Annotated in this window: 18 protein-coding genes and 1 pseudogene; 16 read left to right on the forward strand and 3 right to left on the reverse strand. The window is 62.9% G+C overall.

Annotation, left to right across the window (positions count from 1 at the left end; genetic code table 11):
• Nucleotide 1 precedes the first annotated feature (1 nt).
• The 13 genes and pseudogenes from nuoF to A7A77_RS08420 form a co-directional block, all read left to right on the forward strand.
• Nucleotides 2–1291 (forward strand): NADH-quinone oxidoreductase subunit NuoF, encoded by a 1290-nt coding sequence (gene nuoF / locus A7A77_RS08360; RefSeq protein WP_066556258.1) that lies wholly within the window; start codon nt 2–4, stop codon nt 1289–1291.
• On the forward strand, nt 1291–3312 hold the full coding sequence (nuoG, locus tag A7A77_RS08365; RefSeq protein ID WP_066556259.1) for an NADH-quinone oxidoreductase subunit NuoG: 2022 nt from the start codon (nt 1291–1293) through the stop codon (nt 3310–3312). The genes nuoF and nuoG overlap by 1 nt, the downstream gene beginning before the upstream one ends.
• Nucleotides 3309–4352, forward strand: coding sequence for an NADH-quinone oxidoreductase subunit NuoH (gene nuoH, locus A7A77_RS08370; RefSeq protein ID WP_066556260.1), 1044 nt, complete (start codon nt 3309–3311; stop codon nt 4350–4352). Before nuoG ends, nuoH begins: the two co-directional genes overlap by 4 nt.
• Nucleotides 4349–4834, forward strand: a complete 486-nt coding sequence (gene nuoI / locus A7A77_RS08375; RefSeq protein WP_066556262.1) for an NADH-quinone oxidoreductase subunit NuoI — start codon at nt 4349–4351, stop codon at nt 4832–4834. Before nuoH ends, nuoI begins: the two co-directional genes overlap by 4 nt.
• Before the next feature lie 21 nt (nt 4835–4855).
• Nucleotides 4856–5473 (forward strand): NADH-quinone oxidoreductase subunit J, encoded by a 618-nt coding sequence (locus A7A77_RS08380; protein WP_066556263.1) that lies wholly within the window; start codon nt 4856–4858, stop codon nt 5471–5473.
• A complete protein-coding gene (gene nuoK, locus A7A77_RS08385) occupies nt 5470–5775 on the forward strand; it encodes an NADH-quinone oxidoreductase subunit NuoK (RefSeq protein ID WP_066556264.1) in 306 nt (101 codons plus the stop codon). The genes A7A77_RS08380 and nuoK overlap by 4 nt, the downstream gene beginning before the upstream one ends.
• Nucleotides 5775–7823: an NADH-quinone oxidoreductase subunit L gene (nuoL, locus tag A7A77_RS08390; RefSeq protein WP_156500484.1), complete on the forward strand. Its 2049-nt coding sequence runs from the start codon at nt 5775–5777 to the stop codon at nt 7821–7823. Before nuoK ends, nuoL begins: the two co-directional genes overlap by 1 nt.
• A 22-nt stretch (nt 7824–7845) precedes the next feature.
• On the forward strand, nt 7846–9393 hold the full coding sequence (locus A7A77_RS08395; RefSeq protein WP_066556266.1) for an NADH-quinone oxidoreductase subunit M: 1548 nt from the start codon (nt 7846–7848) through the stop codon (nt 9391–9393).
• Complete coding sequence (nuoN, locus tag A7A77_RS08400) at nt 9393–10874, forward strand: NADH-quinone oxidoreductase subunit NuoN (protein WP_066556267.1); 1482 nt, start codon at nt 9393–9395, stop codon at nt 10872–10874. The genes A7A77_RS08395 and nuoN overlap by 1 nt, the downstream gene beginning before the upstream one ends.
• 13 nt (nt 10875–10887) lie before the next feature.
• A complete protein-coding gene (locus tag A7A77_RS08405; protein WP_066556269.1) occupies nt 10888–11628 on the forward strand; it encodes a biotin--[acetyl-CoA-carboxylase] ligase in 741 nt (246 codons plus the stop codon).
• 4 nt (nt 11629–11632) lie between these two features.
• The gene (locus A7A77_RS08410) at nt 11633–12421 is read left to right on the forward strand and encodes a type III pantothenate kinase (RefSeq protein WP_066556271.1); all 789 of its coding nucleotides are present in this window, start codon (nt 11633–11635) and stop codon (nt 12419–12421) included.
• Entirely contained in the window at nt 12418–14076 is a 1659-nt protein-coding gene (locus tag A7A77_RS08415) for a ribonuclease J (protein ID WP_066556273.1), read from the forward strand. Before A7A77_RS08410 ends, A7A77_RS08415 begins: the two co-directional genes overlap by 4 nt.
• 10 nt (nt 14077–14086) lie before the next feature.
• A pseudogene (locus A7A77_RS08420) lies at nt 14087–14350 on the forward strand (DUF1467 family protein); the annotation flags it as partial.
• A gap of 96 nt (nt 14351–14446) precedes the next feature.
• On the opposite strand, the gene A7A77_RS08425 reads toward A7A77_RS08420, so the two are convergent.
• Nucleotides 14447–17758 (reverse strand): coiled-coil domain-containing protein, encoded by a 3312-nt coding sequence (locus A7A77_RS08425; protein WP_066556277.1) that lies wholly within the window; start codon nt 17756–17758, stop codon nt 14447–14449.
• A 180-nt stretch (nt 17759–17938) separates the two neighbouring features.
• On the opposite strand from A7A77_RS08425, the gene A7A77_RS08430 reads away from it, so the two are divergent.
• The 3 genes from A7A77_RS08430 to A7A77_RS08440 are packed head-to-tail and all read left to right on the forward strand — an operon-like array spanning nt 17939 to nt 21508.
• A complete protein-coding gene (locus tag A7A77_RS08430; RefSeq protein ID WP_066556279.1) occupies nt 17939–19180 on the forward strand; it encodes a hypothetical protein in 1242 nt (413 codons plus the stop codon).
• 35 nt (nt 19181–19215) lie between these two features.
• A complete protein-coding gene (locus A7A77_RS08435) occupies nt 19216–20178 on the forward strand; it encodes a hypothetical protein (protein WP_066556282.1) in 963 nt (320 codons plus the stop codon).
• Nucleotides 20165–21508 (forward strand): sensor histidine kinase, encoded by a 1344-nt coding sequence (locus tag A7A77_RS08440; RefSeq protein WP_066556527.1) that lies wholly within the window; start codon nt 20165–20167, stop codon nt 21506–21508. Before A7A77_RS08435 ends, A7A77_RS08440 begins: the two co-directional genes overlap by 14 nt.
• Before the next feature lie 235 nt (nt 21509–21743).
• Here A7A77_RS08440 and A7A77_RS08445 read toward each other — a convergent pair whose 3' ends face one another.
• The gene (locus A7A77_RS08445) at nt 21744–23018 is read right to left on the reverse strand and encodes a citrate synthase (RefSeq protein ID WP_156500495.1); all 1275 of its coding nucleotides are present in this window, start codon (nt 23016–23018) and stop codon (nt 21744–21746) included.
• Between the two features lie 27 nt (nt 23019–23045).
• Entirely contained in the window at nt 23046–24548 is a 1503-nt protein-coding gene (gene gltX / locus A7A77_RS08450) for a glutamate--tRNA ligase (protein ID WP_066556284.1), read from the reverse strand.
• Nucleotides 24549–24595 lie beyond the last annotated feature (47 nt).

Raw genomic sequence — 24595 nt, forward strand, 5'->3', positions numbered from 1 at the left:
AATGCTCGCTGACCGGGACCGTATCTTCACCAACCTCTACGGCTATCAGGACTGGGGCCTGAAGGCGGCGCAGGCGCGTGGAGACTGGGACAACACCAAGGACATTCTTGCCAAGGGGCAGGATGCCATCATCGACGAGATCAAGGCCTCCGGCCTGCGCGGTCGCGGCGGTGCGGGTTTCCCCACCGGCATGAAGTGGTCGTTCATGCCGAAGGAAAGCAAGGACGGTCGTCCCAGCTTCCTCGTCATCAATGCCGACGAGTCCGAGCCCGGTTCGTGCAAGGACCGCGAGATCATCCGCCACGATCCGCACAAGCTGATCGAAGGCGCGCTGGTCGCCGGATACGCGATGCGCGCGCGCGCCGCCTACATCTACATTCGCGGCGAATACATCCGCGAGGCATGGCGCTTAGAGGACGCGGTCAAGCAGGCCTATGACGCCGGCCTGATCGGCAAGAACGCCTGCGGTTCGGGCTACGACTTCGATGTCTTCGTCCACCGCGGCGCGGGCGCCTACATCTGCGGCGAAGAAACCGCGATGATCGAGAGCCTTGAGGGCAAGAAGGGTCAGCCCCGCCTCAAGCCGCCGTTCCCGGCAGGTGCCGGCCTTTATGGCTGCCCGACGACGGTAAACAACGTCGAATCGATCGCAGTCGCGCCGACGATCATGCGTCGCGGTGCCGACTGGTTCTCCAGCTTCGGGCGGGAGAACAACAAGGGCACCAAGCTGTTCCAGATCAGCGGGCACGTCGAAAAGCCCTGCGTGGTCGAGGAAGCGATGAGCATACCGTTCAGCGAGCTGATCGAGAAGCACTGTGGCGGCATTCGCGGCGGCAAGGACAACCTGCTGGCCGTGATCCCCGGTGGCTCGTCGGTCCCGCTGGTTCCGGCGGCGGAAATCTGGGATGCGCCGATGGACTTCGACGGGCTGAAGGCGGTCGGTTCGGGGCTTGGCACCGCGGCAGTCATCGTCATGGACAAGTCCACCGACATTGTGAAGGCGATCAGCCGGATCAGCTACTTCTACAAGCACGAGTCTTGCGGCCAGTGCACGCCGTGCCGCGAAGGCACCGGCTGGATGTGGCGGATGATGGAACGCCTGCGCGTGGGCGATGCCTCAGTGGAGGAGATCGACATGCTGCAGCAGGTGACGAAGCAGGTGGAAGGCCACACGATATGCGCGCTTGGCGATGCGGCCGCATGGCCGATCCAGGGCCTGATCAAGCACTTCCGTCCCGAACTCGAACGCCGCATCGCGGAAGCGGGCAACATGGCAGAGGCAGCTGAGTAATGCCGACAGTTAAGGTAGACGGTCAGGAAATCGAGGTTCCCGCAGGCGCCACCGTCCTGCAGGCCTGCGAACTCGCGGGCAAGGAAATCCCGCGTTTCTGCTATCACGAACGCCTGAGCATCGCGGGCAACTGCCGCATGTGCCTTGTCGAGGTTAAGCCCGGGCCGCCCAAGCCGCAGGCTTCGTGCGCGCTGCCCGCCACCGAGGGACAGGAAATCCGCACCGACAGCGAGATGGTGAAGAACGCCCGCGAGGGCGTGATGGAGTTCCTCCTCATCAACCACCCGCTCGACTGCCCGATCTGCGACCAAGGCGGCGAATGCGACCTGCAGGACCAGTCGGTCGCCTATGGTCGCGGCGGTTCGCGCTATGACGAGAGCAAGCGCGCGGTTACTGAAAAGAACATGGGCCCGCTCATCAAGACGACGATGACGCGCTGCATCCACTGTACCCGCTGCGTGCGTTTCTCCGAAGAGATCGCCGGCGTAGACGAGATCGGCGCGCTCTATCGCGGCGAGAACATGCAGATCACAACCTATCTCGAACACGCGGCCAAGCACGAGCTTTCTGCCAACGTGATCGACCTGTGCCCGGTCGGCGCGCTGACTTCGCGGCCCTATGCCTACGAAGCACGGCCTTGGGAGCTGAAGAAGGCGCTTGGCATCGACGTGATGGATGCCATGGGCGCCAACATCCGCATCGACAGTCGCGGCCGCGAAGTGCTGCGCGTGCTGCCCCGCATCAACGACGACGTGAACGAGGAATGGCTCTCCGACAAGTCGCGCTTCGCAGTCGACGGCCTCACCCGCCGCCGCCTCGACAAGGTGTTCGTGCGCAATAACGGCAAGCTCCAGCCGGCAAGCTGGGACGAGGCATTCAAGAAGATCAAGGCTGCCAAACCGGGCAACGACATTGCCGCGGTCTATGGCGACCTGCTCGATTGCGAAACGATGTTCGCGGCCAAGGCGCTGCTCGGCGCGATGGGTTCGACGCTGATCGAAGGGCGTCAGACGGGGCTGGTTTACCCGACCGACAACCTTGCTGCCGTGAACTTCAACACTACGCTGGCAGAGATAGAGAACGCGGATGCGGTCCTGATCGTCGGCAGTCAAATCCGCCACGAAGCGCCGCTGCTCAACGTCCGCCTGCGTAAGGCGGTGAAGCGCGGCGCAAAGGTGTTTGTCGTTGGTCCCGAGTGGGAAACGACTTATCCTGCAACGTTCCTCGGCGCGGATCTCGCTGTGCTGAACAAGCTGCCTGCCGATGTTTCCGACGCGATGGCCAAAGCGGTGCGTCCGGCGATCATCATGGGCGGTGCGGCTGCCGGCCGTGGCGCGACGGGCAAGGTTCTGGCATTGGCGGCGGAATGGAACGTCGTTCGCCAGCTTGACGACGGAAGCACGTGGAACGGTTTCAACACGCTCCACTTCTCGCCGTCGCGTATGGGTGGTCTGATGCTGGGCCTTGCTCAGCAGGGCGGCATTGCCGACCTCGTCGCGGCAAAGCCGAAGGTACTGCTGGCACTTGGCGCGGACGAGGTGGACTTCACCAAGTTCTCCGACAGTCTCAAGGTCTTCATCGGCCACCATGGCGACAAGGGTGCGCACGCGGCGGACATCGTCCTGCCAGCGGCTGCCTATACCGAGAAGCCGGGCACTTACGTCAACATCGAAGGCCGCGTGCAGCGTAGCGAAAAGGCCGTATTTGCGCCCGGAGACGCTCGCGAGGACTGGACGATCCTGCGTGCGCTGGCCGATGCGCTTGGCGTGACGGTCGGTTTCGACACGTATGACCAGCTTCGTGCGGCCATGTTCGCGGATACACCGGCACTGGCAAACGAAGGTCTGGCCGATTTCGGCACTGCGCTTCCCGCAGGTGGCGGCGATGCATCGGGCGTCATTACCGGCTATCCCGTCGCCGACTTCTACCTGTCCAATGCGATCTGCCGCGCCAGCCCGACGATGCAGCGCTGCTCGGCAGAACTGCTCCACGGTGAGACCCTTGCGGAGGCCGCGGAATGACTGCTTTCTTCCAATCGCTCGGCATGAATTACGAGTGGGCGTGGTTCATCGCCACGATCTGCGGGATTCTGCTGATCGCGCTGCCGCTGATGCTGGCCGTCGCGATGATCATCTATGTCGACCGCAAGGTCTGGGCCGCGATCAACCTGCGGCGCGGTCCCAACGTGGTCGGCCCCTTTGGTCTGCTGCAATCGTTTGCCGACGGTCTGAAGGTCTTCCTGCAGGAAACCATCGTTCCCTCGGCCGCGAACAAGGGCATTTTCCTGCTTGCGCCGATCGTGACATTTACTGTCGCGCTGGGTGCATGGGCGGTGATCCCGTTCGATGCGGGCGTGGTGCTTGCCGATATCAACGTCGGCCTGCTCTATATTCTCGCGATCTCGTCGCTGTCGGTTTACGGCGTCGTCATGGCGGGGTGGGCGTCGAACTCGAAGTATCCGTTCTTCTCGGCCATGCGCGCCTCGGCCCAGATGATCAGTTATGAAGTCTCCATCGGCTTCATCCTGATCTGCGTCGTGCTGTGGGCCGGGACATTCAATCTGACGGAAATCGTGAACGCACAGAAAGGCCACGGCCTCGGCTTCGTGAACGGCTATTTCTTCAACATCCTGCTGTTCCCGATGTGGGTGATGTTTTTCATCTCCTCGCTGGCTGAAACGCAGCGCGTTCCGTTCGACCTTACCGAAGCGGAAAGCGAACTCGTCGCCGGTTACCAGACCGAATATTCGTCGATGAGCTTCGCGCTGTTCTGGCTGGGTGAATACGCGAACATCCTGCTGATGTGCTCGCTGAACACGATCCTGTTCTTCGGTGGCTGGCTGCCGCCGATCGACTGGGCTCCGCTGTACTATGTGCCGGGCATCATCTGGTTCCTCCTGAAGACCTTCTTCTTCTTCTTCATGTTCAGCTGGGTCATGGCGACGGTGCCGCGTTACCGTTACGACCAGCTGATGCGGCTTGGCTGGAAGATCTTCCTGCCGATCTCGCTCCTGTTTGTGGTGCTGGTCTCCGGCTGGCTTATGTTCACGAGGTACGCATGAGCGTCGCCCAACTCGTAAAATCGTTCACCCTGTGGGAGTTCGTGAAGGCGCATGCCCTCACGCTGAAGTACTTCTTCAAGCCCAAGGCGACGATCAACTATCCGTTCGAGAAGAACCCGCTGTCGCCCCGTTTCCGCGGCGAACACGCGCTGCGTCGCTATCCGAACGGCGAGGAACGGTGCATCGCGTGCAAGCTGTGCGAGGCAGTGTGCCCGGCGCAGGCCATCACGATCGAGGCCGAGCCGCGCGACGACGGTTCGCGCCGCACCACGCGCTACGATATCGACATGACCAAGTGCATCTTCTGCGGCTTTTGTCAGGAAGCATGCCCGGTCGACGCCATCGTCGAGGGGCCGAACTTCGAATACGCGACCGAAACGCGTGAGGAACTGCTCTACGACAAGGCGAAACTGCTGGCCAACGGGGACAAGTGGGAGCGTGCGATCGCCGCGAACCTTGAAGCCGATGCGCCCTATCGCTAGGGGCCGCGCGGGAAAGATCACATGATCCACACGATAGCCTTCTACCTGTTCGCAGTGCTCCTGATCGCCAGCGCCATGCTGGTCATCATGAGCCGCAACCCGGTCCACTCGGTCCTCTGGCTCATCCTCGCGTTCTTCAACGCGGCGGGCCTGATGGTTCTCGTCGGCGCGGAATTCATCGCGATGCTGCTGGTCATCGTATATGTCGGCGCGGTCGCGGTCCTGTTCCTGTTCGTGGTCATGATGCTCGACATCGACTTTGCCGAACTGCGCGCGGGCTTCATGAAGAACGCACCGCTTGGCGTGCTGATTGCGGTCGTCCTTTTCGTCGAACTTTTCGTCGGCCTTGTGATCCACGGCGCCGGAGAGCTTCAGCTCGGCGCTGCGGACGGCACCGCCGCCACGATCGAAGGGCGCTCCAATATCGAGAGCATCGGCGCTCTGCTTTACGGCGAGTATCTGTTCCTGTTCGAAGCGGCGGGCCTGATCCTGCTGGTCGCCATGATCGGCGCGATCGTGCTGACCCATCGTGAACGTACGGACACGCGCGGGCAGAAGGTTGCCCGGCAGGTGGCGCGTCGCCCCGAAGAGGCGACCGTCAACGTGAAGCCTGAAATCGGCAAGGGAGTCTCGCTGTGATCGGGATCGAACACTACGTCGTCGTCAGCTCGATTCTGTTCGTGCTGGGCGTGCTCGGCATCTTTCTCAACCGCAAGAACGTCATCGTCATCCTGATGGCGATCGAACTGATCCTGCTGGCCGTGAACATCAATCTTGTCGCATTCAGCGCCTTCCTCGGCGATCTGACCGGCCAGATCTTCGCGATGTTCGTCCTGACCGTCGCGGCGGGTGAGGCGGCGATCGGGCTTGCGATCCTTGTCATCTACTTCCGTGGCCGCGGTACGATCGCGGTTGACGACATTCACCGCATGAGGGGCTGATCCCAGTGATCAAGATCATCGTCTTCGCGCCCCTGCTGGCATCGATCATTGCCGGTCTCGGCAACCGTGCGATGGGCAACTTCGCCGCCAAGGTCGTCACGACCGGCGCGTTGTTCCTGTCCTGCGCGCTGTCCTGGCCCATCTTCCTCGGCTTCATGACCGGCGCTGAAAGCGCCTATGTCGAGCCTGTTCTGAAGTGGGTTCAGTCCGGCACCATGACGTTCGACTGGGCCTTGCGCGTCGATACGCTCACAGCGGTAATGCTCGTCGTGATCACCAGCGTTTCGGCGCTCGTCCACCTCTATTCGTGGGGTTACATGGACGAAGATCCGGATCAGCCGCGTTTCTTCGCGTACCTGTCGCTCTTCACGTTCGCGATGCTGATGCTGGTGACTGCGGACAATCTCGTCCAGATGTTCTTCGGTTGGGAAGGCGTCGGCCTTGCCTCGTATCTCCTCATCGGTTTCTGGTTCCGCAAGCCCAGCGCCAGTGCGGCTGCGATCAAGGCATTCGTCGTCAACCGCGTCGGCGATCTCGGCTTCATGATGGGCATCTTCGGGGTGTTCCTCGTGTTCGGCACGACGTCGATCCCCGAAATTCTCGACCGTGCACCCGAAATGGCGGGAAGCTCGATCGGCTTCCTCGGCTATCGGGTCGACACGATGACGGTGCTGTGTATCCTGCTGTTCATCGGCGCCATGGGCAAGTCGGCACAGCTCGGCCTGCACACCTGGCTGCCTGACGCGATGGAGGGTCCGACTCCCGTTTCGGCCCTGATCCATGCGGCAACGATGGTCACCGCCGGTGTCTTCATGGTCTGCCGCCTGTCGCCCTTGTTCGAAACGAGCCAGATGGCGCTGACTTTCGTCACCTTCATCGGTGCCGCCACCTGCTTCTTTGCCGCGACGATCGGCACGACGCAGACGGACATCAAGCGCGTCATCGCCTATTCGACGTGCTCGCAGCTGGGCTACATGTTCTTTGCAGCGGGCGTCGGCGCCTATGGCGCGGCGATGTTCCACCTGTTCACGCACGCCTTTTTCAAGGCCCTGCTGTTCCTTGGCGCGGGTTCGGTCATCCACGCGATGCACCACGAACAGGACATGCGCTATTACGGCGGCCTCAGGAAGCACATCCCGATCACCTTCTGGGCAATGATGGCCGGTACGCTGGCGATCACGGGCGTGGGCATCTGGTTCCTCCACATCGGCTTCGCAGGCTTCTATTCGAAGGACGCGATCCTTGAGAGCGCGTTCGCCAGCGGCACCGAAATGGGCCAGTTCGCCTTCTTCATGGGCATCGTGGCTGCGCTGCTGACCAGCTTCTATTCATGGCGCCTCATGTTCCTCACCTTCTGGGGTAAGCCGCGCTGGGAACAGTCGGAGCATATCCAGCATGCTGTGTACGGCCATCATGAAGAGCCGAGCGAGGAAAGCGACGATCATCACGAACACGCTCATGCAAGCCATGGTGACGGCACGGCGGGCTACCACCCGCATGAAAGCCCGTGGGTGATGCTGACGCCGCTTGTCGTGCTGTCGCTGGGCGCAGTGCTTGCCGGTGCGATCTGGAGCCATTCGTTCCTGGACAGCGCAGAGTTCTGGAACGGCTCGATCTTTTATAACGAGCACCTGATCCATGCGATGCACAATGTGCCGACGTGGGTGAAGATCGCGCCGGGCGCGGCCATGCTGATCGGCCTTGCCATCGCGTGGAACAACTACATCCGCGATCCGGGTGCCGCGGGCCGCTTCGTCGGCATGTTCGGCGGCGTCTACACCTTCCTCAAGAACAAGTGGTACTTCGACGAGGTCTATCACACGATCTTCGTCAAGCCGGCCTTCTGGCTGGGTCGCAAGTTCTGGAAGTGGGGCGACGAAGGCACGATCGACCGGTTCGGTCCGAACGGTGCCGCATGGGTCGTCGCTCAAGGGTCTCGCTACGCCCAAAAGGTGCAGACCGGATATCTCTACAGCTACGCGCTGGTCATGTTGCTCGGTCTGGTCGCTGCGATCAGCTGGGTCATGGCCAACGGGCTCGGGCACTAAGGAACGGGGCAGGGTTTAGATAATGGACGGCTTTCCGATCCTTTCGCTGATGTTGCTGGTGCCGCTTGTCGGTGCAGCCATCTGCTTTTTCGTGCCGGCACAGACCGCGCGCATGGTTGCGCTGGTCGCGACGCTGGTGAACCTGTTGCTGGGCGTGATGCTCTGGGCAGAGTTCGACATCGGCGGGGCGCAATGGCAGTTCGTCGAGCGGGCCGAGATTTTCGCTGGCTTCAGCTACGCGCTCGGCATCGATGGCATCGCGCTGATGCTGATCATGCTGTCGGTCTTCCTGATGCCGATCTGCATCGGGGCCAGCTGGCTTTCGATCACCAAGCGGGTGGGTGAGTACATGGCCGCCTTCCTGATGATGGAAACGCTGATGATCGGCGTTTTCACTGCGCAGGATCTGTTCCTGTTCTACATCTTCTTCGAAGCCGGCCTGATCCCGATGTACCTGATCATCGGCATCTGGGGTGGGGACAACCGCATTTACGCTTCGTACAAGTTCTTCCTCTACACCCTGATCGGCTCGGTCCTGATGTTGATCGCGATGTTCTGGATGGTGCGCGAAGCGGGCACCACCGACATCCCAACCCTGATGGCGACGGATTTCCCGGCCGGTGCGCAGAACTGGCTCTGGCTGGCCTTCTTCGCCAGCTTCGCAGTGAAGATGCCGATGTGGCCGGTTCACACCTGGCTGCCCGACGCGCACGTTCAGGCACCGACCGCCGGTTCGGTCATCCTGGCCGGCGTACTGCTGAAGATGGGTGGCTACGGCTTCATCCGCTTCTCGCTCCCCATGTTTCCGGAAGCATCCGCAAATTTCGCGTGGCTGGTTTTCGCGCTTTCGATGATCGCGGTGGTGGTTACTTCGCTAATTGCGCTGGTCCAGCACGACATGAAGAAGTTGATCGCCTATTCGTCGGTCGCGCACATGGCGATCGTGTGCATGGCGCTGTTCAGCTTCAACGTGCAGGGGCTGGAAGGCTCGATGATAGTGATGCTTAGTCACGGTCTGGTTTCGGGCGCGCTGTTCCTTGCCGTCGGCGTCATCTACGACCGCCTGCACACGCGCGAGATCAGCCGTTACGGCGGTCTTTCGATCAACATGCCGAAATACTCGCTGTTCTTCCTGCTGTTCACGATGGCCTCGATCGGCCTTCCCGGCACCAGCGGGTTCGTCGGCGAATTCCTGTCGCTCGCGGGCGTCTACCAGATTTCCAGCTGGGTCGCGCTGATCGGCACGACCGGCATCATCCTTGGCGCTGCCTACATGCTCTATCTCTACCGCCGCGTGGCCTTTGGCGAACAGAAGAACGCCGATGCCGCCGCCATGCCCGATCTCGACGAGCGCGAATGGGCGATGATGCTGCCGCTTGCCGCTGCCGTTTTGTGGATGGGCGTCTATCCCGAAAGCTTCCTTGCGCCGATGCGGGCGGATATCGAATGGCTGGACCAGCGGCTCGAAGCTGCCGCTCCTGCCGGCGACGCGCAGTTGTCGGCCCCTGATCCGGAAGCTGCTGCGGAGCACCACGGCGAAGAAGCCGCTGCGGAAGGAGGGTCGCACTGATGAACGATTTCTCCCAGTCGCTGCAGCTCATCGCTGCCGAGGAAATCCTGACGGTCGTCGGCCTTGTCCTTCTCGTCGTTGCCGCATGGGCGGGTGACAAGGCGTCGCGCGCGATCTCGATCGCCGCCGTAGCTGCCCTTGCAGCCTGTGCCTTCATTGCCGCACCCACACTGTGCCAAGGGCTTGTCGGGCCGGAGCGGGTGGCCTTCTTCGGCCAGTATTCGGCAGATGCGTTTTCTGCTTTCGCGAAACTGCTTATCTACGCAGCAGGCGGTGCCGCGCTGATCGTCGCGCCCTCGTTCTTCGGACGGGTTGCCGCGATTCGGGCCGAATATCCGATCCTGATCCTGTTCGCCGTGCTCGGCATGAACATGATGGTTTCGGCGACCGACTTCCTGTCGCTTTACATCGGCCTCGAACTCAACAGCCTTGCCGCCTATGTCCTTGCCGCTTTCCTGCGGACGGACGAGCGCTCCGCCGAAGCAGGCCTGAAATACTTCGTTCTGGGCGCATTGGCTTCGGGCATTATCCTGTTCGGCATGAGCCTGACCTACGGTTTTGCCGGCACGACGTCGTTCGCCGGTGTGAACGCGGCGCTTTCGGGCGATCTGTCGACCGGCGCGTTGTTCGGCCTGATTTTCGTGCTGGCCGGCCTTGCTTTCAAGATCAGTGCCGTGCCGTTCCACATGTGGACGCCGGACGTCTACGAAGGCGCACCGACGCCGGTGACGACGTTCTTCGCCACGGCCCCGAAAGTCGCGGCGCTTGCGCTCACCATGCGTGTCGCCCTCGGTGCGTTCGGTTCGCAGGTCGATGCTTGGCAGCAGATCGTGATCTTCGTCTCGCTCGCCTCGATCATCGTCGGTGCGCTCGGTGCGATCGGGCAGTCGAATATCAAGCGGCTGCTGGCCTATTCGTCGATCAACAACATCGGCTTCCTGCTGATCGGCCTTGCCGCCGCCACGCCGGAAGGCGCGGCCGCGATGCTCGTTTATCTCGCGATCTATGTCGCGATGAGCGTGGCCGGCTTCGTCGTCGTGCTGATGCTGCGCGATGCAGAAGGCAATCCGGTGGAGGCGATCGCTGACATGGCCGGTTTGTCGCGCACGCGGCCGGCACTGGCCTGGGCGCTGGCTGCCGTGATGTTCAGCCTTGCCGGCATTCCGCCGCTGTTCGGTTTCTGGGGCAAGTTCGTGGTGTTCCAGGCCGCCGTCAATGCCGACCTGATCGCGCTTGCCGCCATCGGCATCGCGGCCAGCGTCATTGGTGCGTTCTACTACCTGAAGGTCGTCAAGATCGCATTCTTCGACGAACCGGCAGGCGTGGTCAGCGAAAGTGGCGAAAGCGGCGTCGACGCAGCCGCGCACAAGGTGCTATTGCTGGTGTCATGCCTGTTCATCTCACCGCTCGGTTACCTGTTGACGCCGTGGCTCGGCGATCTGGCGCAGAAGGCAGCGGCCGCGCTGCTCTTCGTAGGCTAACGGAGCGCGCCGCATGACGGGCGGCCAACGCATCGAATGTGTCGAGCAGATCGGCTCGACCAATGGCGAACTTGTCCGCCGCCTTGCTTCGGGAGAAGCGGTTGCGGAAGGCGCATGGCTTGTCGCTGACCGACAGACCGACGGTCGGGGTCGTCTGGGCCGGGTATGGTCCGACGGTGCGGGCAATTTCATGGGCTCCACCGCCGTGCGGCTGCGCTCGGGCGATCCGCTGCCGCAGACACTGGCACTCGTTGCCGGCGTGGCGCTGTACGAAGCGATTTCCCGTTTCATCGGCGGTGCGCAGGGCCTGTTGCTGAAGTGGCCGAACGATGTCCTGCTCGACGGGGGCAAGCTCGCGGGCATCCTGCTAGAACGAGCGGGTGATGTTGTCGTGATCGGGGTCGGCGCAAACCTGTCCATCGCTCCCGATGTTCCCGATCGCCGCACGGCATCGCTGGCATCGCGAAAGGCCCGTGTCGACCGTGATGACTTCGCGGAGGAGCTGGCGAAGCGGATGGCAACGGAACTGGCCACCTGGCGCAAGGCGGGGCTTGCTGAAGTCATCTCGCGCTGGACTATCCGCGGCCCGCATATCGGCGCGTCTATCCGTGTCGTTGGCGTTACCGACACGGTCAGCGTGGGGTCCTTTGCCGGTCTCGACAGCGAAGGTGCCCTGCTGATGCGGATGGATGACGGAACGATGCGCGCCGTTCACGCGGGTGAAGTCTTGCTGCTTCGCGAAGAGGGAGCCTGACGCGATGCTGCTGGCATGCGACGTGGGCAATACCAATATCGTCTTCGCCCTGATGGATGGGCGCGAGGTTCGCACCCGCTGGCGCATCGCAACCGATGCTCGGCGCACGGCCGACGAATATGCCGTCTGGCTGATGCAGCTGTTCTCGCTTGAGGGGTGTTCCTTCGATTCGGTTGAAACCGTCATCGTTTCTACGGTCGTGCCGCGTGCACGGCACAACCTGCAGGTTCTGGGTGAGAAGTATTTCGGCAAGCCCCCGATCTTCGCCGGCGAAGGCGGCGCAGGGTGGGGTATCGCCATCGACGTGGACGAACCGGCAAGTCTGGGCGCAGACCGGGCGGTCAACGCGATTGCGGCGCACGATGAACAGCCGGGGGACTTGATCGTTATCGATTTCGGTACGGCGACGACTTTCGACGTCATCGATTTCAATGGCGCCTACAAGGGCGGGATCATCGCGCCGGGCATCAACCTTTCCCTCGATGCACTGGTGCAGGCGGCGGCCAAGCTGCCCCGCATCGCGATCGAAGCGCCTTCCGAAACGCAAAGCGTCATTGGCCGCAACACCGAATCGCAGATGCATATCGGGGTCTATTGGGGCTACGTCTCGATGATAGAGGGGCTGATCGCGCGCCTTCGGGCAGAGATTGGACGTCCGGCCAAGGTGGTTGCGACGGGCGGGCTTGCCCTGTTGTTCGACGAACAAACCGACATTTTCGATGTCGTCGATGTCGATCTGACTCTCAAGGGGCTGGCAATCCTTGCCGAAAAGGCGTCTAAGCCCGCTCGATGACCCCTGAAAAAGAACTGCTCTTCCTGGCCCTCGGCGGGTCGGGAGAGATTGGCATGAACGTCAATCTCTATGGCTGCGAAGGCAAATGGCTCATGGTCGATCTCGGCATGAGCTTTGCCGATCCGGGATACCCGGGTGTCGACCTTGTCTTTGCCGATCTCGAATTCATTGAGGAGCGCAGCGACGATCTCGTCGGAATCGTGCTGACCCATGCGCACGAAGATCATATCGGTGCCGTCCCATATTTCGCGGCAGATCTCGGCGTGCCTCTCTATGCAACGCCGTTCACTGCCAATCTCGTCATGCGCAAGCTGGAAGAGGCGGAACTGACCGATGCGGTCGAACTGATCGTCATCGACCACCTCGACGAATTTACGCCCGGGGGCGCAGGCTCCCCCTTCACGGTGCGCTATCTTCCGCTCGCCCACTCGATTGCCGAGGGCAATGCGGTGCTGATCGATACGCCCTATGGCCGCGTGTTCCATACCGGCGACTGGAAACTGGATGACGATCCGCAGATCGGCGAGCCGAGCACGCCGGAAGAACTGAGCGAGATCGGCGACGACGGCGTACTTGCGCTGGTTTGCGATTCCACCAACGTGTTCAATCCCGAACCGTCGGGTTCGGAAGGGGCTGTCAGGCTTGCGCTGGATACAGAGATCGCGCGCCATCGTGGCAAGCGGGTCTTGGTGACGACGTTCGCATCCAATGTCGCGCGCCTGCAGACGTTGGGTCAGGTGGCGAAGGAAACTGGGCGCAAGCTTTGCGTGGCGGGCCGGTCGCTCGACCGGATCATCGATGCGGCGCAGGCCAATGGCTACTTGCGTGGATTTCCCGAACCGATCGACTTCGACACTGCGATGGCGCTGCCCCGCGGCGAAGTGTTGATCCTCGCCACCGGCGGGCAGGGTGAACCGCGCGCGGCGCTTGCGCGCATCGCGGCGGAGAGCCATCCGATCGATCTGGAAAAGGGCGACGTAGTCGTATTCTCCAGCCGCCAGATTCCCGGTAACGAACTGGCTATCGGACGGATCATGAACCAGCTGGCCGAACGCCAGATCACCACCGTTACCGACCGTCACGACCTGATCCATGTATCCGGACATCCGGGGAGGCCGGAGCTGGAGGCGCTTTACGGGTGGCTGCGGCCCAAAATCCTTGTCCCCGTGCATGGCGAGATGCGCCACATGCGCGAACAGGCGCGGGTGGGCGCGGAGGCCGGAGTGCCGAAGCAGATCTTCCAGAAGAACGGCGACATCGTGCGACTGGCGCCGGGCAATCCCGGCAAGATCGGAGAAGCGCGGACTGGGCGCCTTGTTCTGGACGGCGACATTATCGTGCCGGCCGACGGTGAAACCATGGGCGAACGTCGCAGGCTGGCCCACAACGGTCACGTCACCGTCGTGCTGCCGCCGCCCGGTTCGAAGGCCGGGCCGGTGATCCACCCGATCGGCCTGCCGCTTGATGAAGACGAAGCAGAATTTCTGGCCGAGGCACGGGACGACTTGCGGACTGCGCTGGCGAAGCTGAAAGGCGGGCGCGCCAAGGATCGCGATGTCGTGCGGGAAACCGCGCGGCTTGCCGTGCGACGCGCGGCGCGGCGCTGGTCGGGCAAGAACCCGCAGGTCACCGTCATCGATTTCCACGAAAGTTGAGAGCCGCGTTATGCAGTGGACTTCCGTTCTGGCCATCTACTGCCTGTTCTGGGTGATGGCGGCGTTCCTCGTGATGCCCTTCGGCATCCGCACGCATCAGGAAGAAGGCGTCGAAGTCCAGAAGGGACACGCCGACAGCGCGCCGACGAATTTTCGCCCCGGTCGCGTCGCCCTGCGCGCAACTGTACTCTCTGCGATCCTCACCGGTGTGTTCTATGCGAACTACGTCAACGGCTGGATCACTGCAGAGGATGTCAACTTCATCCATCCGCCCAAGGAAATTACCGACGAGCAGGCGTGGATGCGGGAAGGCGGAATGCAGCAGGCCGGAGCGGACGAGGCCACCCCGGCCGACTGATTATCCGTCGGCTTAGCGGCGCAGGCGTTCGATCGCCTGTGCCAGCGCCACGTAGAGCTTGCCCATGTCGGAAGATAGCATCGTAACTGCCAACGTGTTGCCTTCGCGCGTCGCCAGCAGGTTACGCAGCATCGCCTCGAAGTCATGGATGTAGCGGTTGACGTGTTCGCGGAACTCGCTCTCGGTCTCGTAATGATCGACGATATGGCGGGCTTCGCCTGAATCCAGCAGGCGGACTGCACGGCGCGTGAAGATGCCGCGCTCGCCCTTCAGGTACGCCTGCCACGCATTCTCGCTGACTTCGGCGGACAGCACCTTGTCGATGTCGATCGCAGTCGAATTGAGCGATTCGGTGATCTGCGACACGCGCTTGGCGAAATGTTCGTCGATGTCCTCTTCCGCGCGCTGGCGGGCAGCGACGATACGTGCCTCCAGATGGCCGGTGATCTCGTCGACACGGCCCAGTTGTTCGTGCAGTTCGGCGGCGGCGCGGCGCGCGGCCTCGGTGGCTTTGCTGACGGTGGCGTCCAAGCCTTCCAGCGCATCGTGCGTGCTTTCGCGCAGGGCTTGCGTAACGACGATGCCGCTTTCCTTGGCGAGTTTCTCGGCGATGGAGCGCACGGCGTCGGACGACGTACCCTCGATATTCGCCACGGCTTCGCGGCTCGCATCGGCAAGGCGGGCGATCGCGCCGTTCAGCGTCGCCTCGGCCGCACTTGCCATCATCTCGCTGTCGTTGCGGGCCTGCGACAGGGTTTCGCGCAAGTCGGCTAGTTGCTGCGAATGGGCCGAGCCGCGCTCCTGCAAGGTGTCGTGCAGCCCTTCCAGTTCCGCGAGTGCGGCCTTCGTCGTTTCGCGCGTGGTATCGACCGCGCGGCCAAGCTGGTCCCCGCGTTCACCGGCCTGTCCCAGCAGGTTGCGCATGGCCTCGATCCGGCTTTCGACGGTGTCCAGACGCCCTTCGGCCTCTGACAAGGCACCGGGAAGCGCCTCGCGGGTGTGGCGGGAGCTTGCCTCGATCAGTTCGAGCAGGCGCACCGAGCTGTCGGTCAGTGCCATGATCGCGCCGTCGGTTCCCGATAGCGCCTCGCGGCTCGCCTCCAGCTTTTGCGAGAGGTTGCCGAGGCCGTTGACGATCGCCTCTTCGGCAGCGCGGCTCTGGCTGGAAACATGGTCCATCCGATCGCCGTATTCGCCAAGGCGTGCGGCGATCTGTTCGGCATGGCGACCCAGCGATTCGCTCGATTCGAGTTGGCGGCGGCGGCGTTCCTCAAAGTCGGTGTCGAACTGGGCAAGGAGGGCAGTGAGCCGTTCGGTAACTTCGTGGCCTGCCTTTTCGTGGCGATTGCGCCGCTCGTCCAGCTGACGGTCAAGCTCGGCCAGTTCGTCGGCATAGCCTTCGGCCAGTTCGCGACCGGCCTGACGGCTGTGGTTGCGGCGGCGCTCGATCTCGCTGTCCAGCGCGTCGAGCGCGGTGCGCAGGCTGTCGGACATGAGCGAGGCAGTCTCGCGGCCACGTTCGGCGCGGGTTTCGATCTCTTCGTCCAGCGACGTCAGCGCACCTGCGATAGCGCCGGTGACGGTGCGTCCGGTTTCCTCACCGCGCTGCGCCCGGGCGGCAAGCTCGTTGTCGAGCGAGGCGAGGGCGGAGGAAATGCGCGCGGCCAATGCGTGGCCTTGCTGTTCGCCGCGCTGCGAGCGTTCCTCGACCTGCCGGTCGAACTCGGCAAGGGCTTCGGCGACCTTGGCCACCATTTCGCGGGCCGTATCCTCACCATGCTGGGCGCGCCGCGAAATATCGCTGTCCAACCCTGCGAGGATCGCGGTGAGCCGCTCGGCCAGCATCCGGCCGCTCTCTTCGCTACGCTGCGCGCGATCATGGATGTCGCTGTCGAGGCTGGCGAATGTCGTCGCCAGTTCCTCGACCAGTGCACGACTGGCCTGTGCACCGCGCACGCGGCGTGCCTCGATTTCGCTGTCGAGCCCTGCGACCAGTGCGCCCAGCCGTTCGGTCAACCCGCGGCCTGCGTCCTCGCTCTTGGCGACGCGCGCCTCGATCTCTGCGTCGAGCGTTTCGCCCTGGCGGCGCAAGTCGCTGTGCAGGCGGCTGATTTCTGCGGAAAGCGCCGCGATGCGGGTGCCGGCGGCGTCGAGCGCTTCGCCCGACCCGTTGTCGATCTGGGCAAAGAGGGCGCGGGCGTCATTCTCGATCCCCGCGATCCGGTCGCGCCAGCCGGAGACGGCCATCGTCTCGTCATCGCGCATCCGCGTGGACAAGTCGCTTGCCGCATTGTCCAGCGTAGCCAGCTGCTCGCGCAGCGACGACAGCGCGAAGCTTTCCGTTTCGGAGAGACGCGCGCGGGTCGTTTCCAGCAGACCTTCCAGCTCGTCAGCGCGAGAGCGGACAGCGGCCAGCGCCGCGATTTCCTGCTGGTCCATGCGTTCACGCAGGGCTGCGCTTTCGGCATCCAGCGCGGCGAAACGGTCCTGCGCGATCTGGCCGAGGTGGTCGGCGGCGCTGGTGAAGTCGCCCAGTACCTCGTTCACGCGTTCGCGCATCACATCGACTTTCAGCGAGCTTGCCTCACCCGCTTCACCGATACGGGCAAACCCTTCCGACAGACGCTCAAGCTGTGCGCTGGCCCCTTGGCCGGCCTGCCCGATGTTGTTGGTGAGATCGCGCGTCGCGTTGGTGACAACGGGAAGCTGCCCGCGCAGCTTTTCCATGTTGTCGAGCGCGGCAGAGCTGACCGTCTGCAGGCGGTCAACCCGTTCGGAATTGTCCGAAATCAGCGATTCGAGCTTCCCCGCACTTTCGCCGAGCCTTTCGCTGGCGATACGTCCCAGTGCTTCAAGATCGCGTCCCTGTGCGATGATGAATTCGCGCGCGATGCTGAGTTCGGAGTTCACGTGGCTCAACCGGTCTTCCAGTGCCCGCGATTCCGTGCGCAGGCTGCTGGCAACGTCGGCAAAGCGCGAAGCTTCGACCCGGCTGTTGCGCATGGCTAGCATCCACAGCGCCACGACCAGCACGGCGGGCATCGACCATTGGGCCAGCAGACCGGTCCATTCGCTCGGCGTGGGGCGGGCCAGGATTTCGCCCTGACGTGCCCAGACGAAAAACGCTGTCCACGCGGCAAGCCCCAGCAGGCCGAGCACGGGCGTGATCCAGCCGAGATTGCGCCGCGTTTCCGGCTCCACCTCGTACCAGTCGTCCGCCTGTTCGCTATACTCTTCTGCAGGCGCAGTTTCCTGCGTCGTTTCCGTGAAAGTCTCGCTCTCGTCCTGCCCGCCGAAGGGCACGATATTCCGCCGTTTGGTCATGGTCTTATGCCTAACACCGAATGAACCCGCGCGCACCCGGCAAATTCGCCGTTTTCCCCCGGCTCATCCACGGATTTCCGGGGGTTGTGCACCGATGTTCGAAGGCACCTTGCGTCCTTCTTCGCAGCGATCCATGAACCGCGACGTTACACACGAATTGGGCCGTCGCGGGATTGTGCGATGGCAAAGGGGCACATCGGCTTGCGCATCGCCGTCCTGTCAATGCTGGAGCCGCTGGCCGTGGACGGCTTGCTCACGCGGGCGGGGCTGCGCGTGAATGGCGATACTGTCGTCGAACAGCAGCTGGAACTGGCACTGGCCGCCGGGGCGAAGCGCCTGCTCATCCTTGCCGACAGGCGCACGATCGGGCTGGACGATCTGGTGGCCGAAGCGAGCGAAGGCGGGCTTGACGTGCGCGTTGTCGCCGACGCGCCGGGCTTGTGTTCGGAAGTGACGGCAGCGGACGATCTCCTCGTCATCGGCGATGCGCTGGTGGCCGATCCCGTTCTCGCCCTGCCGATGCTGGCGTCGAGCGGCGTTGTCACCGTGCCTATCGAACAGGGGCTTGCAGCAGGGTTCGAACGCATCGACGCCGAGAATGCGTGGGGCGGCATACTCGTAATTCCCGGTGCCTTGGCGGAACGATTGCGCCAGTTGCCTCGCGACTGCGACGTCGCATCGTCGCTGCTGCGCATCGCGCTGATGGCGGGGGTTTCGGTGCGTCCGGTCGATGCCGGCGCCATCGAGCAAATGCGCTGGGCCATCGTGCGGAACGAAGCCGACGTGCAGGCCATCGAAGCCCATCGCCTCCGCCTCAGTCTTGCTGAGGCAAGGGGGCGCACGCCCGGTCGCGCCCTGGCTGGTTTCCTCGTGGCGCGTTTCGGCAACCGGTTGTTCGAGGCGGACCGTTCGCCCGCGCTGGTCTGGTGGGCTGCGCTCGTGCCCGTGGCCGCGGCGATGGGGTTGGCGGCCTTTGCCATATTCGGGGCGGCTTTCTTCTGCCTTGCACTCAGCTGGCTGATGGTCCGCTCCGCAATGATCCTCGATGCGGCGGAACGGCAGGGGAAGATATCCTCCGCATTGCCGGACCGTCGGCCGATGCTGGCGCTTCTGGGTATCGATATCCTGTTGTTCGTAGTGCTCGGCCTGGCCCTGACAGGGTGGACGGAGGAGGGAACCACAGCATGGCTGACGCCATGGTGCGTGGCGCTGGTCTTCGTTTGTCTGGCGCGGCTTGGCGCTGTTTCTTACCCGATTCTCCGGGCTCGCCCCTATTTCGAAGACCGTTTCTCCCAGGCGATTGTGCTGCAATTTGCCCTATTAGGGGACGGTTTGGCGGCAATTGCCATGCTTGCGGTCATGATCGTCATGTTAATCTGGACGGGCAAGCTGACATTGGGCACGCTCGCTGGCGGAAACTAACGCGCCTTTAACCATAGGGCGCTAGTTTGGTGATCATGGGCGAACTCGAAAAGGCAACTGGCCTACAATCAATCATGCGCGTCGAACTGAAGCGCGGGGACCGGGTGTTGAGCGCGCGGGGGGTAGTCCTGCGCCAGCTGATCGCCACGGAAGACCGCTCGATGTTCTCCGACGCCATCGTCGCGCGGGTGCGTGCCATGGCAGAGGATATGGCACGGCAAGTCGGCTTCAAACTGGCGCAGGCCGCCGGTGAGAAGGATCCGCGCGTATGGGCTGAATCGATAACGGAGCCCCTTTCCGGCGCGCTGATCGACGAACCGGTCATCGTGGATCACCTCCACGCGGTGGCGCTGGAATGGCAGCTTACCGAATCGATGCAGCGTCGCGCAGGGGTGGATCCTTCGCTGTCGCCGCTGCTGCAGGCGTTGATCGGGGCTGATGATCCGACGAGTTCGGCACTGGCGATGGATCTTCTGACATCGCAGGCCGCCTTTGCCCGCCATCAGCAGAGGATGAGCCTGCCGGTTGTCGAGCTGCCGGCAGAGGTTCTGCACGCATTGCTTGAAACGCTGCGTCATGCAGTGGCCGGCGATCTTGCCTACGAGGCACATGCACGAAACACCGAGCACGCGATCCGCGAGGAATACGACGAATCGCAGTGCCGCATCTCGCTGGCAAACCGGCTGGTGACGGCACTGGGTGCAGGGGCTTTTGCGGCGCTTTCGATCACGCATGCTGGTGTGGCCGTGTTTCTCTCCGCGCTGGCTTCGGCCACGAGTGACGACCGCGATACGGTTGCGGTCGCGACGAGTGAAAGCCAGCTTGCCCGCCTTGCCTTGTCGCTGCGAGCCGCCGGTCTTTCGAACGCCGAGATCGAGCGTGAATTCTACGCGATCCATCCCGATATCACGCTGCCCGATGGTTTCGGGCGGCTTCATGGCAACGATGCGCGGGCCCTGCTGACAGGGCAGGGTGCAGGCGGCGATGGCAGGGGCTGATACCCTACGCGATGATGCGGCGATCAAGCCGCTGGTCGCGCGCAGCGATGCCGCCGATCGCCTCGTTTCGGCCGACGGGCCGCTTGCCGACATGCAGATTGCCTGCGGGGGCGAGATTCCCGGCCTGATAGCTGCACCCGAACTGCTCGAACTGGTGCGAAAGTCGCGCAGTTTCGGGATGCGGTTGGGCCGCCCCGTCGTCATGCATAGCGCCGACGGCAAGCTGGAGGGATGGGTAGAGGTAGAGCCGGACGAAGAGGGCTGCTCCATCCGCCTGTCCGACTGGCATCACAGCGAACGCGCGGGGACGAACGCCAATGGCGAGGAAACCCGCATCGCGATCGAGAACCTGCTGGCCGAAGGCGTGGTCTGGCTGGACGAGGGACAGCGGATCATCGCGCTTGAAAGCCAGGCGGGCGATCTTGCGGCACTGGTAAAGCGTGCCCGCGCGCTGCGCGGCGATCACTGGACGCGGTTGTTCGATTTTGAAAGCGATAGCACGCAGAAACCGGCAATCTGGCAGGCACGCAGCGGGATGAGTGTCCGTGTCGAAGGTTCGGCGCGTGCGTGGCACCTGCTTTTGACGACGGCCAATGTCGGCTTCCAGATCCTTTTGCGTCCGGAAGGCGATGTCGGGCAGGATGGTGGCGATGCAGACCTGCTGCCGCCCAACCTGCTGCGCGATGAACTGGCGCCGGCACTGCACGATCCGATCCGCCGGATCATCCGGCAGGCAGAGGCCATTCGCGACCGTCTGGCAGGGCCGCTACCGGGTGAATATCGCGACTATGCCGTCGATATCGTGCGCGCGGGCAAGCACTTGCGCGAACTGGCCGACGAGCTTGGCGATGCCGAAGCGATCGAACATGGCACGATCGAAATCACCGCCGAGCCGATTCGAGTTGCCGAATCGATCGAGTCAGCCTGCCGCCTGCTGCAGGTGCGTGCCGATGCTCGCGAAATCGCGTTCACCATGCCGCAGGAAGATGCGATCGCCATGGCGGATCGCCGGCGCGCCTTGCAAATCCTGCTCAATATCATCGGTAATGCCATCGACTACGGACCTGCGGGCGGAAAGATAACCATCGGCCTGGTTCATGAAGGCAAGGCGGTAACGATCACCGTCGATGACGAGGGTGAGGGACTGTCGGCAGAAGACCGCATCCGGATGTTCGACAAGTTCGAACGGCTCGGCAGGTCGGGTGACAGTGGATCGGGGCTAGGCCTCTATATCGCGCTGATGCTGTCGCGCGCGATGGGCGGAACAGTCGAAGCACAGGCAGCGCCGGGCGGCGGAAACCGCTTCGCCATAATACTACCCGCCGCCTGATCCCCTAGCGGTCTTTGCGGCCGTTGCGGGTAAGCCAGACGAGAACGGCACCCACCGCTGCCGTGGCGAGGCCATAGCCGGTCCATTCCCGCTGATCGAGCATGAAGCTTTCGGCCGGTCACATGACCAGTCCCGCACCCTGCAGCGTCCACAGGACGCCGGATAGAACAAGGGCGACACCGAAAATCTTGAAAAGGAGCCTCGGCATCGCCCTTTTTGTCCTTTCGCCTGGCTATCAGCGCTGGCCGAGCGGCACGTAGTCGCGCTGAGTCGGACCGGTGTAGAGCTGACGCGGACGGCCGATGCGCTGGGCGGGATCGGAGATCATCTCGTTCCACTGCGCCACCCAGCCGACGGTGCGGGCAAGGGCGAACAGCGCGGTGAACATCGTGGTCGGGAAGCCGATCGCCGACAGGATGACGCCTGAGTAGAAGTCGACGTTGGGGAACAGCTTCTTCTCGATGAAGTATTCGTCGTTCAACGCCATTTCTTCAAGCCGCAAGGCGGTTTCGAAGACAGGATCGGTGACCTTCAGCGCGTCGAACACCTCGCGTACGGTCTTCTGCATGACCGTGGCGCGCGGATCGTAGTTCTTGTAGACGCGGTGGCCGAAGCCCATCAGGCGGAACGGGTCGTCCTTGTTCTTCGCACGTTCGATGTAGTGCGGGATCTTGTCGGGCGTGCCGATTTCCTGAAGCATGTTCAGGGCCGCCTCGTTCGCGCCGCCGTGTGCCGGGCCCCACAGGCAGGCGATGCCGGCCGCGATGCAGGCGAACGGGTTCGCGCCCGACGAACCGGCCAGACGCACGGTCGAGGTCGAAGCGTTCTGTTCGTGGTCCGCGTGAAGGACGAAGATGCGGTCCATCGCCTTTTCGACAGCCGGAATCACCTCGTATTCTTCCGCCGGCACGCCGAACGTCATGCGCAGGAAGTTGCCGGTGTAGCTGAGCGAATTGTCCGGATAGAGGAACGGCTGACCGATCGAGTACTTGTAGGCCATTGCCGCAATCGTCGGCATTTTCGCGATCAGGCGGTGCGAGCTGATCTTGCGGTGTTCCGGATCGGAAATGTCCGTGCTGTCGTGATAGAACGCCGACAAGGCGCCGACCACGCCGCACATGATGGCCATCGGGTGGGCGTCGCGGCGGAAACCCTGGTAGAAGCCGCGCAGCTGGTCATGCAGCATGGTGTGGCGGCTGATGGTGTAGGTGAAGTTGTCATATTCGTCCGCGCTGGGCAGTTCGCCGTTCAGCAGCAGGTAGGCGACTTCCATGAAGCTGGAGCTTTCAGCCAGCTGGCCAATGGGATAGCCGCGGTGCAGCAGTACGCCTTCTTCGCCATCGATGTAGGTCAGGCCCGAATCGCAGCTGCCCGTGGACGTAAAGCCGGGATCGTAGGTGAACATCCCGGTCTTGCCGTAGAGCTTGCCGATGTCGATGACATCGGGACCGATGGTGCCGCTTTTGACTGGAAATTCGTAATCGCCGCCGTCGACTTTCAGATGGGCCATGTTATCCGCCACTTCGGTTCCCTCCATTCAAGGATTGGTAATCGCGCCGTCTTTTGCGGGTACGCAATCAGCCTGCGCGTCGATACGCGCGAGGCTTTCGTCACGTCCCAACAGAACGAGCACATCGAAAATTCCAGGCGACGTTGCCTGGCCGGTGAGTGCCGCGCGTAGCGGCTGTGCAAGCTTGCCCAGACCGAGACCCCGTTGCTCGGCCATGGCTTTCAGACTGGTTTCCAGCGGCTCGCTAGTCCAATCCGAACAGAGTTTCAACTGTACTGATATATCTGCCAGAAGCTGGCGCGAATCTTCGGTCAGAAGTGCCTGTGCCTTCTCGTCCAGCGGCAGCGGCCGCTTGCGGAAAAGGAACAGCGAACCTTCGGCAAGTTCATCGAGGTTCTTTGCCCGCGCCTTGAGCGACGGCATCGCCTGGGCCAACAGGCCATGATCGCGTTCCGCGTCGAATGCAGGTTCGAGAGCGGCGATGCGCGAGGCAGCAAGGTTGGCGAGCCGCTCGTCATCGGCCTCCCGCATGTAGAGGCCGTTCATGTTCGCCAGCTTCTTGAAATCGAAACGCGACGGGCTTTTGCCCACTGCCGGAAGGTCGAAGAACGCGATCGCTTCCTCGCGGGTGAACTGTTCCTGATCGCCGTGGCCCCAGCCCAGACGCAGCAGGTAATTGTCCACCGCTTCGGGCAGGAGTCCCAGTTCGTCGCGATAGGCATCGACGCCCATCGCACCATGGCGCTTCGACAGCTTTGCGCCATCGGCACCGTGAATCAGTGGGATATGCGCATAGACCGGCAGATCCCAGCCGCCCTCGATTTCCTGCATCGCGCGATAGATCGGCAACTGGCGGAAGGCGTTGTTCAGGTGGTCGTCACCGCGGATGACATGAGTGACGCCCATGTCGTGATCGTCGACGACGACGGCCAGCATGTAGGTCGGCGTGCCATCCGAACGAAGCAGGATGTAGTCGTCGATCTCGACGTTCTTCACCTTCACCGAACCCTGCACCGCGTCCTCGATCACGGTCTCGCCGCTGGTCGGGGTTTTCAGCCGGACGACGAACGGCGCGCCTTCGGGAGCTTCGGAAGGATCGCGATCGCGCCAGCGACCGTCGTAACGCATTGGCTGTTTGTTCGCGCGCTGCTGCGCCCGCATTTCCTCCAGTTCCTCCGCCGTGGCGAAGCACTTGTAGGCATGGCCTGCGGCAAGCAGCTTGTTGGCGACTTCGGCATGGCGGTCCGCGCGGTGGGACTGGAAGACCGGCGCATCGTCGTAATCGAGGCCAAGCCAGTCGAGCCCGTCGAGAATCGCATCGATCGCCGCTTCGGTGGAGCGGGCGCGATCGGTGTCCTCGATCCTCAGCAGCGCCTTGCCGCCGTGATGGCGGGCGAAGAGCCAGTTGAACAACGCCGTACGAGCGCCGCCGATGTGCAGGAATCCGGTTGGTGAGGGTGCGAAACGCGTGACAACCGGCTGCCGGGCGCTTTCCGCACCGTTGCCAATTGCTGCCGAACCGCTTGCCATCTTGCCGAATTTCCTTTCAATTACAGGCTGAAGGGCCGCAGACGGGG

It is taken from the genome of Croceicoccus bisphenolivorans, from assembly GCF_001634625.1.
Taxonomy (GTDB): Bacteria; Pseudomonadota; Alphaproteobacteria; order Sphingomonadales; family Sphingomonadaceae; genus Croceicoccus; species Croceicoccus bisphenolivorans.

Bases quoted from the DNA above. Each gene is read 5' to 3' on its own strand.
- nuoN (WP_066556267.1), top strand. From the start codon at position 9,393: ATGAACGATTTCTCCCAGTCGCTGCAGCTCATCGCTGCCGAGGAAATC.
- A7A77_RS08395 (WP_066556266.1), top strand. From the start codon at position 7,846: ATGGACGGCTTTCCGATCCTTTCGCTGATGTTGCTGGTGCCGCTTGTC.
- A7A77_RS08445 (WP_156500495.1), bottom strand. From the start codon at position 23,018: ATGGCCCATCTGAAAGTCGACGGCGGCGATTACGAATTTCCAGTCAAA.
- nuoF (WP_066556258.1), top strand. From the start codon at position 2: ATGCTCGCTGACCGGGACCGTATCTTCACCAACCTCTACGGCTATCAG.
- A7A77_RS08435 (WP_066556282.1), top strand. From the start codon at position 19,216: ATGGGCGAACTCGAAAAGGCAACTGGCCTACAATCAATCATGCGCGTC.
- A7A77_RS08380 (WP_066556263.1), top strand. From the start codon at position 4,856: ATGATCCACACGATAGCCTTCTACCTGTTCGCAGTGCTCCTGATCGCC.
- A7A77_RS08430 (WP_066556279.1), top strand. From the start codon at position 17,939: ATGGCAAAGGGGCACATCGGCTTGCGCATCGCCGTCCTGTCAATGCTG.
- A7A77_RS08415 (WP_066556273.1), top strand. From the start codon at position 12,418: ATGACCCCTGAAAAAGAACTGCTCTTCCTGGCCCTCGGCGGGTCGGGA.
- A7A77_RS08405 (WP_066556269.1), top strand. From the start codon at position 10,888: ATGACGGGCGGCCAACGCATCGAATGTGTCGAGCAGATCGGCTCGACC.
- nuoH (WP_066556260.1), top strand. From the start codon at position 3,309: ATGACTGCTTTCTTCCAATCGCTCGGCATGAATTACGAGTGGGCGTGG.
- A7A77_RS08440 (WP_066556527.1), top strand. From the start codon at position 20,165: ATGGCAGGGGCTGATACCCTACGCGATGATGCGGCGATCAAGCCGCTG.
- nuoG (WP_066556259.1), top strand. From the start codon at position 1,291: ATGCCGACAGTTAAGGTAGACGGTCAGGAAATCGAGGTTCCCGCAGGC.
- nuoI (WP_066556262.1), top strand. From the start codon at position 4,349: ATGAGCGTCGCCCAACTCGTAAAATCGTTCACCCTGTGGGAGTTCGTG.
- A7A77_RS08425 (WP_066556277.1), bottom strand. From the start codon at position 17,758: ATGACCAAACGGCGGAATATCGTGCCCTTCGGCGGGCAGGACGAGAGC.
- A7A77_RS08410 (WP_066556271.1), top strand. From the start codon at position 11,633: ATGCTGCTGGCATGCGACGTGGGCAATACCAATATCGTCTTCGCCCTG.
- gltX (WP_066556284.1), bottom strand. From the start codon at position 24,548: ATGGCAAGCGGTTCGGCAGCAATTGGCAACGGTGCGGAAAGCGCCCGG.